General features: G+C 40.7%; 9 protein-coding genes and 1 pseudogene. 6 read left to right on the top strand and 4 right to left on the bottom strand.

The features are described 5' to 3' along the window. Positions 1 to 249: 249 nt before the first annotated feature. From FC85_RS02705 to arfA, 3 genes are all read left to right on the top strand, one after another. A complete protein-coding gene (locus tag FC85_RS02705) occupies positions 250 to 2,610 on the top strand; it encodes a DUF5695 domain-containing protein (RefSeq protein ID WP_057864029.1) in 2,361 nt (786 codons plus the stop codon). Positions 2,611 to 2,625: 15 nt separating this feature from the next. After that, on the top strand, positions 2,626 to 3,996 hold the full coding sequence (locus tag FC85_RS02700) for an MFS transporter (RefSeq protein ID WP_057864028.1): 1,371 nt from the start codon (positions 2,626 to 2,628) through the stop codon (positions 3,994 to 3,996). Positions 3,997 to 4,085: 89 nt separating this feature from the next. Beyond that, positions 4,086 to 5,585 carry an arabinosylfuranosidase ArfA gene (gene arfA, locus FC85_RS02695; protein WP_057864027.1) on the top strand — a complete coding sequence of 500 codons (1,500 nt, stop codon included), beginning with the start codon at positions 4,086 to 4,088 and terminating at the stop codon, positions 5,583 to 5,585. Positions 5,586 to 5,805: 220 nt separating this feature from the next. Here the strand turns inward: arfA and FC85_RS02690 are convergent, their stop codons facing one another. Further along, the gene (locus FC85_RS02690; RefSeq protein ID WP_057864026.1) at positions 5,806 to 6,690 is read right to left on the bottom strand and encodes an AraC family transcriptional regulator; all 885 of its coding nucleotides are present in this window, start codon (positions 6,688 to 6,690) and stop codon (positions 5,806 to 5,808) included. Between the two features lie 799 nt (positions 6,691 to 7,489). Next, a complete protein-coding gene (locus FC85_RS02680; RefSeq protein WP_157051261.1) occupies positions 7,490 to 9,106 on the bottom strand; it encodes a hypothetical protein in 1,617 nt (538 codons plus the stop codon). Between FC85_RS02680 and FC85_RS02675 the strand changes: the two genes are divergently transcribed. Beyond that, on the top strand, positions 9,085 to 10,464 hold the full coding sequence (locus FC85_RS02675; RefSeq protein WP_157051260.1) for a hypothetical protein: 1,380 nt from the start codon (positions 9,085 to 9,087) through the stop codon (positions 10,462 to 10,464). The two genes, FC85_RS02680 and FC85_RS02675, sit on opposite strands and share 22 nt — an antisense overlap. 160 nt (positions 10,465 to 10,624) lie before the next feature. On the opposite strand, the gene FC85_RS15635 is transcribed toward FC85_RS02675, so the two are convergent. After that, the gene (locus FC85_RS15635) at positions 10,625 to 10,798 is read right to left on the bottom strand and encodes a hypothetical protein (RefSeq protein WP_157051257.1); all 174 of its coding nucleotides are present in this window, start codon (positions 10,796 to 10,798) and stop codon (positions 10,625 to 10,627) included. Positions 10,799 to 10,975: 177 nt separating this feature from the next. Here FC85_RS15635 and FC85_RS02670 point away from each other — a divergent pair, with 177 nt between their 5' ends. Both FC85_RS02670 and FC85_RS02665 read left to right on the top strand, forming a co-directional pair. Next, positions 10,976 to 12,532, top strand: a complete 1,557-nt coding sequence (locus FC85_RS02670; RefSeq protein WP_057864022.1) for a glycosyltransferase — start codon at positions 10,976 to 10,978, stop codon at positions 12,530 to 12,532. A 2-nt stretch (positions 12,533 to 12,534) separates the two neighbouring features. Continuing rightward, entirely contained in the window at positions 12,535 to 14,067 is a 1,533-nt protein-coding gene (locus tag FC85_RS02665) for a glycosyltransferase (RefSeq protein ID WP_057864021.1), read from the top strand. 239 nt (positions 14,068 to 14,306) lie between these two features. Here the strand turns inward: FC85_RS02665 and FC85_RS15810 are convergent. After that, positions 14,307 to 15,453: pseudogene (locus FC85_RS15810) on the bottom strand (hypothetical protein); the annotation flags it as partial.

Below are 15,453 nucleotides of genomic sequence, written 5' to 3'. Positions count from 1 at the left end.
TTCAAAAACCAATATTACCTCGATAACACCTAAGCACCACCCATCCTTCACAAAGCCAGACCAAATACCCACACCCAAATTTGTTAAATAACACAAACCAAATGTGTTTTTTTAAACAAACTCTGGTTGATTTTTTGTAAACGCTTTAGTGTTTAACCCATTTCATAATCGCCTAAAGCCCGGTATTCTGTATACGTAAGCGATTACAGAATATCAAAACGTCGATTATCAATGAGGAGGTTCACACTAATGAAATCCAATTATTTCACTATCCAGCAAAATAGCCGGGGTGCAATAACCGGGTTAAGGCTCAATGATGACTCCACCAACATGAATTGGGTCATTGATCCCAACTATCTCAAGTCACTTAATTATCAGGATGAAGACAAACTATTTGGTGAATTTCACATCACCGTCAATGGCCATCCCTATCGAAGCATTGACCAAACACCGATCATTCACAAAACCAACGACCAAAGTCAGCTCACCTTTGCCTTTGATAACGTTAAAGTTTCCGAAACATTCGAACTCGTCAATGATCGTCTAAAATGGCAGATTCAGCTTGAAAATACCGGCTCAAATCCGATAACGATCAACGACTTTGGCATTTGGATCAGCCTGGCCTACGTGATGTTCCGGGACAAAGATGTGTATCGAAACGCGAATCAATCAGCCGCCGTCTTTCCAAGCATCTCGCCCAACTATACTAAGCTGGCCGCAGTAAGACGAGATAATACCGCGCCCAACCTGGGAGTTTATCAAATTGGCGGCGAAGTCCTTTCTGTCGGCACCTACAACGAATACACGAACCGCTTTTTTGAAAATGTTTCCCCTTCATTAGACGGCATGCTTTTTCATGAATTTGTTCTGGCTGGCGGCTATTCAGATGATCAGCGCCCCCATCACGATTGGATTTATCCCCAAACCGCGATCAACCTGTCCGCTAACCAAGCCCGTTCATGGGACTTCGTGCTCCAATCATATACAGATCAAGCAGACTTCTATCACGTTGCCCAACAGCTTGGTCATCCCTACATTCAATTTGAACCACTCGTCCAAGCCGATCAAAAACAAACCATTCGAATCTCACCAGCCGCCAATCAGCAAGTCGCCACCATCAAAGTTCGGTCGCAACAGACGCTTGAAGAAGACTTAACAGCCGATTTCACCAATGGCAGTTTGAACTACCAACCCAAAGGACTCGGCGAACATGAATTGATCGTGACCTTTACTGACGGCACCACCGACATCGGCGTCTTCAACGTCATGGCATCAATTTCAAAATTACTTTGCGACCGCGCTGACTACTTGTGTGATCATTCCTATACTGGAAAATCTGGCAAAATCCCATATAGTTTTAGCCCCGTTTCCAATCAAGGTGAGTCAATTGGCAAGATGACGTTCATTCTTCAGGAATGCCTACTCGATGCCAGCATTTCAGACTCAGCCCAAAAAATCCAAGAAGTCGAAACCAGTGCGGTTAACTATGTCCGGCCAAAATGGTTCGTCGATGGCGACTTCAAACATCCCCGCAAATTATATGGTGACTTTTACCGCGTCATGGACCTGGAATACATTGCCCATTTATTCTATCTATTATCTAAATGTCCGGCAGATGCCCTAAAGCTTCACACCCCCAAAGAATACCTCGCGTGGGCGGCTGAAGTCTTCGATGTTCGGGTCAACCCCGATTTGCATGATAACCAACGGGGTAAAGAAGAGGCTCAAATGTTGGGCGTTTACTTCATGTACATTGAAGACCTCTTGAAGGACGTTAAAATGGCCGGTCTGGACAAAGAATATTCTGAAATCTCCCAGGCTTGGCAAACCGCTACCGAACGAGTTGAAAAAAACAGCCCCCAACTGCTGGCTGCTATGACCGAACACTTCTTTGACAATGCCGGCTTTGGCCCCGCCGCGGCGGCATTGGCATTAACCCATCACCAATCCGGGGCCAAGATCTATGGTGAATTATTGAAAGCCAACATCGGCTTTAGCAATGATTTCAGATCTCAGAGCCCGGATCGCTGGTGGGAAGCCCTCTCCTATATGATTCACTCACTATGGGGTGGTGTCACTGCCGCGGCAGCTCAGATCACCGGCGAACAGTTAGGCGATGTGGCTTTGGTTCAAGCCGCCTACCGGGCAACCAACGCGGTGCTTTATATGTATGATGCCAATGCAACCGCGACCGACCGGAAACTTCAACCCGGCGAGGCGGCTTCCACTTACAGCATTGCCGGCCCTAATCTGAACCGCCCGGATTTATCCCGCAATCGGTTTGGCCAATCCATCTTTGCTTCGGATGGCGGTATCTTTGCCCGACTATTTCCGGACGGCTACACCGGCGAAGATGATTGGGACATGGGCGAAGAACTCGTGGCCTACTTAAACGGCTTTGGTCAAACGACCTATCTATACGCGGATGTTAACGGCAACTACCAAGCGATTAACGGAGCTGTTAAAAAGCATGCCGATAACCATTATGAAGTGACCAGCTTTGCCCCTTATATTCATCGCTATATCGATTTAGATACCGGTAAGCAATTTAATTCAACGAGTCTCACTGTTAACTTCGATACTAACAAGCAATTATTTAGTCAATTGTAATTTGGAGGGATTAACATGAAAAGTTCTGTTGGAAACGCAATCAATAGCAAAGTTAAAATTCCATTTCATAGAATGCTGGCCTACGCAAGTACCGATGCAGCCGGTAACTTACTTTACACAACGGTTACGACTTTTATTTTGTATTACTTTACCGATGTTTTTGGCCTATCCATCGCCGCAGCCGGAACCATCCTGCTGGCAGCCCGAATTTTAGATGCGTTTGATGCGCCAATTTGGGGATTCATTATTGACCATACCCATACCAAATGGGGGCAAAGCCGACCGTATTGGCTTTGGATGGCCTTTCCATTCGCAATCTTCTTTGTTTTAATGTTCTGGTCACCGGATTTGAGTACGACCGGTAAGTTCTGGTGGGCCTTAATTACCTACCTGCTGTTCGGGATCTCATACACTGGAATTGGAACACCGATTACGTCAATTTTGCCGAACTTAAGTAACGATTCCGATCAACGAATCAAATTGAACAGTACCCGAAGTATTGGTGGCATGATCGGCTACTTCATCACGGCAACCTTCACCTTAAGCTTCGTGTCGTTCTTTGGCAGTACCCCACAATCCGGCTGGCGAAATACCGCGATTGTGCTTGGCATTATTGGATTTGCGCTATTAATGTTTGCCTTCGCAGACACCCGTGAAATTAATAAACCGAAAAAGGCCGTTTCAATTCTTAGTTCAATTAAAGCAGCTAAATCAAACTGGCCTTGGTTCATTTTAGTGATTGTCTTTATCTTCTACTGGTTGGGAAACGCATCACGAACATCAGTTGTTGTTTACTATACCCAATATAATTTAGGCCAAAAGGGCTTTGCCTCAATCCTAAACGCGTTGGTAATGGTCCAATTAGTCGGAATGATTGCGATTCCATTCTTAGTTAAGAAATTCAGAAAAACCTATGTGTTAATGGCCGGCATGTTCTTAGCTGCTTTCGGTCAAATCCTAATTGCGTTCACCGGTCAGTCATTGATCGCCCTGTCAGTTGCCTGGTCAATTGCTTCAATCGGAACTGGGATTTCCGTTACCCTACCATTCGCAATGTTAGCCGACACCGTTGACTACGGCGAATGGAAAAACGGCATCCGAGCCAGTGGTTTCTTAACCGCCATTGGAAGTTCCTTCGCCATTAAAATGGGATCCGGCCTTGGTGGCTATGCCCCATCCGTTGTTTTGGCACACGCTGGTTATAAAGCCGGCGCCGTTCAAAACAGCCAGGTTCTGTCAGCCATTAAATTCAGTATTTCTTATTTACCCGCAATCTTCTTTATCATCGGTGGCCTGCTGATTCTGCTCTACATCAAGTTTGAAAAGCAGGAAACCGGCATTCGAACAACCTTGTTGGAACGCCGTGGTAGCTTAAACGAAGACTAATAAAATCGAAAATGACTACTGCTAACGTTTAAGGTCGTCACTAAACGACCAATTAGCCGTTATCAGTAACTCTATCAGGAGGAAATTAAATGAAAGCTCTTTTAAAAGTTGATCCGGCAAATCAAATTTCAACCATTGATGAGCGCATTTACGGCTCATTCATCGAACAATTAGGCCGGGCCGTTTACGACGGTATTTACCAGCCTGGTCAGGCAACTGCCGATAAGGACGGTCTGCGTCAGGATGTCATCGACGCGGTGAAAAAGTTAAATGTCCCGATTGTCCGTTATCCCGGTGGTAATTTTGTCTCCCAGTATAAGTGGGAAGATGGCATTGGCCCCAAGGAAGACCGGCCAACTCGCTTAGATCTGGCTTGGCGGTCAATTGAAACCAATCAATTTGGCCTACATGAATTCATGAATTGGGCAGATAAAGTCGGCACAAAAGCCAACATGGCGGTTAACTTAGGTACCCGAGGGATCATGGCCGCCGCTAACCTAGTGGAATACTGTAACTTTCCAAAGGGATCCTATTGGAGTGACTTGCGGCGCCAAAACGGTCAGGAAAAACCGTACAATATCAAGACTTGGTGTCTGGGTAACGAGATGGACGGTCCTTGGGAAATTGGTCAAAAAACCGCTTATGAATATGGCCACTTAGCCAATGAAGCTGCCAAAGCCATGCGGGCGGTTGACGATTCCATCGAGCTGGTTGCCTGTGGCAGTTCTTCAATGGACAATCCCACATTTGGTGATTGGGAAAAGACCGTCTTGGATCAATGTTACGATAATGTGGATTACCTGTCCCTTCACCGTTATTATGGCTTCTATGGTGATGACGACCCCAACGAACTCGATAATTACTTGGGTAAAAATATCGATTTGGATGACTTTATCAAGGGCGTTGTCGCAATTTGTGACGCGGTAAAGGCTCGCAAACGAACGAAGAAAACCATCAACCTTTCGCTGGATGAATGGAATGTTTGGTATCATTCCAACGATCAAGATGCCAAGACAGCCCCATGGCAAAAAGCGCCCCACCTTTTGGAGGACGTTTATAATTTTGAAGATGCGTTATTAGTCGGCAGTTTATTAATCACCTTGCTGAAAAACAGTGACCGGGTCAAAATTGCCTGTCTTGCGCAACTGGTTAACGTGATTGCCCCGATTATGACTAACGATCAGAAGGTTTGGTTCCAGTCAATCTTCTATCCTTACATGCAGGTTTCAAATTATGGCAAGGGGATCGCTTTAACCCCCAAAGTTGACGTGCCAACTTACAAGTCACGTGAGTTCGATGCCGTGCCGTATCTTGACAGCATTGCCACTTATGACAAATCACAGAAAACAATCACCATCTTTGCGGAGAACAAGAATCAATCTGAGAAGATCGACTTTAAAACCCTCTTCAGAGACTTAGACGTTGAACAAGTGATTGAAGCAACCCAATTCTATGGTTACGATGTCAAAGCTGACAACCGGGATGGGAAGATGAAACTTCAACCACTAAACGCCACGATTGACGATCATGAAGTTAAGGCGCAGTTACAGCCGCTTTCTTGGAATATGATCCGGGTTCGGGTTAAATAATCGGTTAAATGCCAACTTGTTTTAGTTAAAATCAAGCCAATCACTGGCCTTGTGGTTATTGTTACTTTGCTGAAACGTGTGCAGCCAAGCAGATCCCGGCCTTGTGGTTATTGCTACCTAGCTAAAACGTGTGCAACCAAGCAGATCCCGGCCATATAAGCCCCCTAACGTGATATTCCAAATTCAGGAATATCACGTTAGGGGGCTTATATTCTGGAATCTAATCGCTTGGCGGCACACTCTGTTTTTTGAACTTCTCCCGATACGCAATCGGCGAAGCGCCATAGTACCGCTTAAAGACGGTTGAAAAATAATAAATATTGTTGTACCCAACATCAAGGGCAATCTGGCTGACTGATTCGGTGGTCATTAACAAGCGCTTGGCCGCTTCCTCAAGCCGGTACTTGGTTAAAAAAGCATTAGGGGTCATTCCGAATGTCTTCTTCATACTTAGCGCAATTGAATTAGGATGAACATGGAATTGTTTGCCCAACGAGGCGTTCGTAATTCGCTCATCAAAGTGGTCACGCAAATAACGTTCGATATTTTCCGCTAATTGCGCATACGATGACTCGCCCTTTACCTTGACCTGAATAATTTGCAGCAAGTCAATGAACTGTTGTTGTGCCTGCCAAAAGCCGACGTTGTTCTGCAACGCGCTATTTTTAAAAATCCGGTTAATCAGCTTAAAAGTCACTTCTGAATCTGGAATTCGCTGCAGCTTTTTTAAGCACAAAGTGACCGACGGCGTGAAATAGTGCAATGTGGGAATGTTGATCTTTGAACTAACATCGACTGGCTCGGGTTCTTGAACCCACCGGCCGCTGACTGAAAAATGGACCCAGTAATATTCGGTTCGAGCTTCAACCGGCCTCCAAGCATAGTGGTGATGTTGCGGTAATAGAATAAAATTATCCCCTGGTTTAAGGGTATAGTTCTGACCGTCCTCCGCAATAAACAAAGTCCCTTTAACAATGAACATCAAGACAAAGTATTGTAAATCATTCCGGTTGGGATGCATTTCACCGGGATCAAAAATCGCATAGCCGCCTTGGATAAACGTTGGTAGCGGGATGCAGGAAATTGAGATGTATTCGTCTTCCATAGCTTGTTCCTTTCGAAATCGCTTTTATGTTTCTAGTATAAGCGATTTCGCTGGGATTTACGAAAGCGGTTTAATGAAATCTTCTATTCGATATATTTTTTATTTTTTCCATTTAATAATCAGTTCACGAGAAATCAAGAAGGAAGGACAATCCTCATTAATCGATAAATAACCCAGATCACTAAATACACGCTCGAAACAAAGATGTAACAACATTGTGCAGAACATAATCTTGGAGTTAAACTTGATAAGGAAAGATGAATACATCCCTTATTAAAAATAAGGATTTCTCGACATTATCGTAAATACGATAGTAACTGGATTATCAATCGAGCAAGGTTTAAAGTCCTACCTTCTTCGCCAGCATTTAAGCTAGACAATGATAATCGATTCACCGAATAGAATTGGAGTCTAAATAATTATGTTTCGTCGTTTTTCGTATTTTATATTCGATAAGTATAAACAATGGGCCGAAAATTTAGAGGATTATTTTAAGAAGAATCCAAATAAGAGAAAAATATTTGATTGGCTCATAGGTAATAATCCTTTAAGTGGCTATGATCTTAGTACAATGATAATAGTGTGCGTCATTATTGCCGTCATGACCTGGGTGATCAAAAAATTTTTTTATTAGCCCTAGGCAGTGGTTTGGGCATATGGTTCTGACCATCATCTACGATAAATAAGACGCGTCGACAATAATCACCAGAACGAAACATTGCAAATCAGTACAGTTAGAAAGGCACCTTACTACAATTCAAAATTCCCTATCACCTTGAATGAATACTGGCAACAACGTTTAAATAATAATCAACGAATTTTCATTTAAAGTCTGAGAATGATCGAATTCCTCATTAATTTTTATAATTAACAAACAGAATAAATAAATTAACACGCAATAGTTTTGCTCGTCTTGAGACTTTGAAATGTTTTCAGCCGATCCATGTAAATATTTATTCCTAATCCCCAATCCATTGGAAAAGCGACTGCCATAGTAATAATCAATGTAATCAGACTCCTTTCTTGTGAATAAGTTGTTTCTAAAAGACAATTGTCCTAACTTAACCTTAGAATCAATGCATTCTCTAGTATCTGAATCCTTCCAAAAATAGTTTATTTCATCATTGTAAAATAAATCTCTCATTACTAAATAGTCCTCTGAAAAGATGTAAACTTTACCTTTCAAAATTGTCAAAAAGCCATTCCGTGTTAACCAATTCAACTCCTTAACGTTAAAATTTTTGAAACACGAAACTGGAACTCCTTTTAATAATTCATTTTGGAATGATAAGCCATTACTAATGTGACCAAAAGAAGATTGATCTGAAAATATTTGTTGCATAGCCGATTGCATCTTTTCTCCAGAAATTACATACTTCTTATCACAAAGACTTTTTAGCTCATTGAGATGAGGAACTTTCATTTGATCAACAATTTCAGAATTAATCTCACCACTTTCTGAATAAAGTTGATATTCCTTCAAAATTCTTTGAAAGTTGACACAAAGCATCATTATCCTGCTACGTAACGAATCTTCAAAATTAAATCTCCCGAAGTAAAACCCTTTTATTCCAAGATATTTAGGTAAATACGTATCAAAATACCATTTAATTACACTTTCAAACTTTATTCCTCGTTGTCTTAAAAATTTGATATATAGTTGCATTTTTGATGTCAGAACCATTTCACTGTTCTTAAAAGCCTCACCATTATGATACTCATTTTTTCCCCATAAAGTAAGAAAGCGCTCAAAAAAACCTCCTGATTCATTTTTAGAAATACCTGTAAATTTTAAATTATTATCTACGATACCGAATACATAAATAAGATTTTGTAAAATTGTTGAATAGTCCACAAATTTATTAAGCCACTTTTCGTTAAATTGCAATAATAGTCTACTATCCTTGTTATCATTAGATATATTTTCTTCTACAATACGATCCATCGAAACTATACTAGATTCGACAGTCGTCGTAAATGTAAATGGATCATTCTTTATACTCCTTGTAATAATCTGTGCTTCCCGTTTACTTGCATTATATTTTGTAGATATATCAACATCTGGTTTAAATCGTTCGATAGCAATGAGATGGATATAACTCTGTTTTGCTTTTGGAGAATCAATATATTGTTGAAATAATTCATCGCGCTGATCTTTGTCCAGAAAATTATTAATATTTATTCGTTGCTCTTTCTTGTTGGAATCAATTATTGAATTCAATATAATTTCAACATTCATAGGATCCCTCAGAAATTCATTGGCAATCTGTTTTTTATATAAACTTTTTATTGGATCTAGTGTCGACACAATCGGAAGTATTCGTGAACCAAGCTTGGTAAGAATTTGGCGAAAAAGGGAAGCCGTTATCTTATCCAACATTTTAATCTTGATAATTGCCTCAAAAAAAGTATCCAACTGTTGGAAGTCCTGCTTCATCAGCAACCTTTACTTTGAAGACTCCAGGCTCAGATGCTGACAACTTGGCATACAACGAACCTGCTTGGTCACAATACAAGGTTGGCCGTGCTACTACTTCTGACAAGAAGGTTATCACGACTACGACACCATTCTCTGGCGCCACATTCACTGTAACGGCCGCTAAGACCACTACTCGTGAAGGCGACACTTGGTATCAACTTTCAGCTACTCCTGCTTCATCTGCTAGTGCTTCAAGTGCTAACTCATCAGCAGCATCTTCAGCTAGCGCTTCAAGTGCTAACTCATCAGCTGCTTCATCAGCATCAGCTTCTGCTGCTGCTCAATCAGCTGCTGCTCAATTGAACGGTAAGTGGGTTAAGGCTTCGGCTTTGCAAGCTACTTCTGCTTCAAGCTCAGCTACTCCAAATCCAGCTCCAGCATTAAATGCTGATCAAGTTGGTGTTCATATTGTAAGTACTGATAACAAAGTTGATAAATATGTTGTCTTAACCAAGAATTCCAATGAAACATCCGGTACTCAAACTATTACAGCTGCTTATCCTGGACTTGTTAGCTTAACTAACACACCAGCTACTGCTAATGACTATCAATCATTATTAACTCGTGCTTCAGTAACTGGGTATGGTTCAGCTGCTTTGACTAACAGTCAATTAGCTGCTAATGCTTCTGCTGTTCAAGGTGCTACTTATGGTAAATATACCACAATCACTGTTGCACCAGCTAACCAAGCTGCTTTCGCAACTTCATTGACTCTTAACGTTGACGCACCTGGTGCCGCTGGAACAACTAGCAATACAGGAACTCAACAACCAGGTAACAATGCCGCTATTTATGCTGGCACAGCTAACACAACCTTTGGAAGTCTAAAGAACTCTGTATTAGGCGCAGTAAAGGGAACAGTTGATACCACTTTGACCGCTGATTCATTAGCATCCGATCTGAAGTCTGTCAATGCAGACACGGTTTACCTAGTTTGGAACAACACTGATGGTGCATTTTTGACAAGTGCTGATCTTAATAGCAATGGTACTGTTAAGAGTGATCTTTATGGTAAGCAATTCTTCGTTGTTAAGTCAACACTGAGCCGTGACGATGCACTTTCAAGTGCTTCAAGTAATTCTGCAACTAAAGTTAGTGCCTACGCATTGACTCTTGATAAGAACGGAAACGTCACTAATGAATTTGGACCAGCTGCAGGAAGCAAGTTTGGTGTTACTAACCAAACATTGCAACTTAACTATAATGTTGCTAAGTCTAACTCATTCCAGATAACTCAAAATGGTAGTGCATCAAGCATGAACTTTGCACAACTTTATGCAGCAAACATTAAGTAATAAAGTTGATTAAGCAAGAAGTAAATATTAGTATTTAATATTAAATAAAATGGTGCTTCTCTTGAACAGAGGGGGCACCGTTTTATTTTCATAAATTTTCAAAAAACTTCCGCTCATTTGTTGAGGGAAGTTTTTTTATTATGAATATGAAATAGTAATTCTATTTCACACCAATCGCGTTGCGCCACTTCTTCCAAACTTTCGGATAACCATAATCTTTAGCAGATTCATAAACATTTTCGCTCATTCTCTGAAGCATGGCGTCATTGGTCAACAATACAATAATATATAACGTAGAATCGTGCAAGTCACCCATTTTAATCTCAAAAAACATTGACCTACCTCATCATTGTTGCCTTCTCTAAATACCGTATATTACTTTTACTTTAAATCTTTCCGTATCACCCCCCACCAAGGCCTACAAGCGTCTTCAATATGATACACTTATAATATTATTTCAGTCACTTTTATACCTGAATATACTCTGTAGTTATGATAAGGAGAGTTATAAATGTATTTTTTCTACGATGACAATATCAGTTTCAAAAAGTCTGGTATTGAACATGCTGAAATTAAACGACTAAGATTGTTTAATGAAAAACATGTTCCTGCCAAGATTATTACCCGGATATTCTCAATGAACATTCATGATGTCATTGCCGATGCGGGAATTTCTGAAGATCAATTTGTAAATCTGTTTGATTTTTTCCAAGGAACGATGAGCTTTAAGCCACGTAAGTTAACCATTGAAGATTTACCAATGCCTAAGGGCTATACGTTAAAACCAGAAAAAGATAAAACCAAGACCGATGTCTATCAAGGCGACCAACTGGTTATGATCGTTGGGACTCGTTCCGAGAAAGACAAACGTCTCGACTGGGTTCAATACTCTGGATTTAACGGCCGACCTGTTCGCATGGTTCGCTATGACACCCGTGGTTTCGCTGCTTTGGAACAATTTTATTCATATGGAACCAAGTTGGTTTCCGAGCAGATCCTTAATCCTGATGGCCAACCCGTTATTCAAAGGTTCACGCATCCACGTGGTGACGGTGAAACAGAAACTTCCCTTCATCAGTTAATTAACTATAAGGGTCATGACTATGACTTTGCGACATTTGAGGACTTAACAACCTTCTGGTTAGACCAACTAAATCTTTCAACGGGCGAAGCCAATACCATTATTTGTGATCGAGCTTATGAATTGGCTTACTCTGTTCAAAAAATGGAAACACCAATTTATTCTGTTATGTACCTACATAATAATCACGTTAACTCTGGGACTGACCACATGCATTCATCATTTAACTATAATTATGAGTACATGTTGGAAAACCGGAAACGTTGGAATGGCATTGCAACCCTTACGCCATGGCAATACGATGACTTTACTGAGCGCTTTGGCAAAGAGAAGCCTAACGTTTATATGATCCCTGGTGCCGTTACCGACCAGAAACTTCTAGATAAGCCACACGTTAAATGGACGACTCGAAAGTCGAAATCAGTTATTATGGTTGCTCGGCTATCTGACGAAAAGCAACAGGATATTTTAATTCAAGCATGGCCTAAAGTGATCAAAGCAGTTCCGGATGCAACCCTTGATTTCTGGGGCTACAGTAATGGTGATTACGATAAAACACTGGCTAATTTAGTTAACCAGTTGGGCTTGAATAATGATATTACTTTCCATGACTACACAAAAGATATTGGAGCTGTTTATGATTCAGCCCAATTACTCATCTTGCCAAGCCGAGCGGAAGGACTGCCACTGACATTAGTTGAAGCCCAAGCTCATGGCTTGCCGATTGTCGCAACTGATATCAAGTATGGTCCTCGTGATGTTGTCAATGATGGCAAAGACGGCTACTTAGTTGAAAACCGCAATGTTGATCAATTAGCTGATCGGATTATTGAGCTACTTTCTGATCCGAAGAAATTGGAAACCTTTAGTGAAAATGCCTATAAAGATAGTTGGAATTATTCATCCGATGCAATTTGGCAAAAATGGCAACCACTGATCAAAGATGCTAAGAAGAATGCCAAAATTCCAGAAAGTCTCGAGGTGTAACCATGTATTACTTTTTAAATCAGTATATTAAAGCATTAAATTCCAGTGTTGAACATATTGAATTTAAACGCCAAGCGTTGTTTAAACACGAGCGAGTTCATTCAAAGATCGTGACTCGTGATTACGACAGTATGCTTCATCTAAATGCAGCCAACTTTGGTTTAAACCAAAATGATGTTCTTAATATGTATGATTATTTCCAAGGAACCACAGATGTTAAGGAAAAATCATCCAGTGTTTCAGACTTAAACATTCCGATCAGTTATCAAATGCACTATAACAGCAATGTTTCCGAAGCCCTTCAAGGTGGCCGATTGGCCGAAACAATTCATCATACACCAACTCGAGTAGGTGAAATTGCTTCCGTTGAACATTATGATGCCTTTAGTAATATTGCTAATCGCGTTATTTGGGATTCACGGGGATTCAAATCATGTACCCAATTTTTAGACTTCGATGGCGATCCATTGGCAGAAATCTTTTATCATTTAGACGGTACCCGTGCCTTGGAGCGATATTGGGAAATTACTGAAGATGGTAAGGGTAAAGTAATCTTCAATATTCACTTGATCAACTACAAAGGTTCAGATTATTACTTCAATACAGAAGAAGATCTGTTTACGTTCTTCTTAGATGAAATTAACGAACAAAATCATGAAGAAAATACCTTTATTGCTGATCGACCAGGTGTTGCGGATATTCCATTGATTCGCATGAAGAGCAAGGCAAAGAAATACGTCTTCTTCCCGATTCTTCACGCAGCTAATCCAGATGATCTGATTCATTCTGAACTCGAACCTAGCTATCAAGAAGTGTTTAATCACTTGGATAAATTAGATGGTTTAATTGTCATGACGGATAATCAAGCCCGTCAGTTACGAATTCGTTTGAAGCGGTTAAAGGGTAAGGGCCGAAATATTCCAATCAGTGTGATTCCTGGTGCCGCCATTGATAATAAAGAATTGAAAGCTGAACATTTATCACCATTAAATAAGCAGGGTAACCAAGTTATCTATGCTGGTCGGTTAGGTGTCGATAAGGGCGTGGATAATCTGATCCGGGCATTTGCGTTAGTTGTCCCACAAGTTCCCGATGCGGTGCTTGATATTCGTGGCTTCGGTGATGGTGACTTTGTTAACTCACTTAAAGACTTAATTAATCAGTTAGGTATGCAGAATAACATTCACATTTCTGGTTATTCCAATCCAATTGATCCACTTTATGATCAATCTAAGATCTTTGCGGGTGCAGCTCACCAAGATGCTTTCCCACTAGCAATGGTTGAAGCGTTAGGCCATGGATTACCATTGGTTGCATTTGATACCAACTTTGGTCCAGCTGAAATTATTGATGATAAAGTTAATGGTTTCTTGGTTCAACCGGGAGATCTGTATGGCTTTGCGCAACATATTATTACATTGTTAACTAATGACGCTATGCTTCAAAGAATGAGCGAAAATGCTTATGAATCTGCCAAGAATTATAGCTATCCGAAAGTTTGGAAGAAATGGCGAAGCGCTGTTGGTGTGAAATAACGATTTCAAGTTCTGTTTAATGATTTTATTGAATATTAGCAATAAATACTGATAGCTAAAAATGAGTTGATATTTCCGCAATCTTTGGAAATATCAACTCATTTTTTAAAATCAAATTTCAAAACACTATTAACGACAAAAGAGCCCAAGATACTTGCTGAGACTTGCTCATTAAATATCTTAGGACTCTTTAATTTATTTCAGAATGAATCAAGTTACTTAGTAATTTCAACTAAAAATTACTTTGAGTTCTTGATGCCTAATGAATAGAAGGTATTGAAGTTTGAACCAGCAGCAGTTTGAGCAAAGTTAGCGTATTGAGTCTTGGTATTATCATACTTAAACGTTGCTTTGTTGTCGTTTCCAAATGTTGCTGTGTTCAAAGCAGCAGCATTAGTGGTATTTGTTGAAGTGAAGGTTGCGGTGTCATTTGATACAGTGATAGTTGCTTGGATAGCTTGGAAAGTAGGAGTTACACTACCAACACCACCATAAACATTGTTCTTAATAGTTGCGTTATTTCCGTTTCCATTAAGTGAGTCAAATGTCAAATATCCGTTTCCAGCAGGAACGTTTTGTGCAGTTGAAGGGTTAGTTAAACTCTTTTGAGCTGAAGCGTCTTGGACATTATTTGCATAAACAAAGGTGATAGTGTCAAGACCAGCAGCTTTCACTGCAGTCTGAATTTGTGCATTTGTAGCACTTGTCCCACGAGCACCTTTCAAAGCATTAACGGCCAATGCGCTTAATGAACCGGCAGTAGTGTAAGTACCATTGCTCAATTGAACAACTGCATTAGATGGTAATGCAGAAGTATCCTTAGCGGCAGCATTGCCAGCCGAACCAAAGTTATCAAGATTGAATGTTGCTGAATCCAACAATGATGTAGATGCAACAGGAGCTACCACGATAGTCGCAAACTTACCATATGAAGAACCATTAAGGGCTGATTGGTTAGCTTGTAGTTGTGACAATGTTAATGATGATGAACCGTAGCCAGTAACCTTAGCATCTGCTAATAATCTAGCATATGCCTGATTTACCGTGTCATTTTGTAGATCAGAAGGTGTTAGTAAAGCTGCACCATAATGATTACCAAGTGTTTGTGCGGCTGTTGTATCTGAACCGTTCTTAGTTGCGACTGCGTATCCAAGAACTTTACCAGTTGTATCAGTTACCTTTACACCAACTTGATCAGCATTTAATGCTGGAGCTGGATTTGGAGTAGCTGAGCTTGAAGCAGAAGTAGCTTGCAAAGCCGAAGCCTTAACCCACTTACCGTTCAATTGAGCAGCAGCTGATTGAGCAGCAGCAGAAGCTGATGCTGATGAAGCAGCTGATGAGTTAGCACTTGAAGCGCTAGCTGAAGATGCTGCTGATGAAGCA

It is taken from the genome of Lentilactobacillus diolivorans DSM 14421 (assembly GCF_001434255.1).
GTDB lineage: Bacteria > Bacillota > Bacilli > Lactobacillales > Lactobacillaceae > Lentilactobacillus > Lentilactobacillus diolivorans.
The sequence above is the reverse complement of the archived record's forward strand: the minus strand, read 5'-3'. Positions and strand labels throughout refer to the sequence as shown.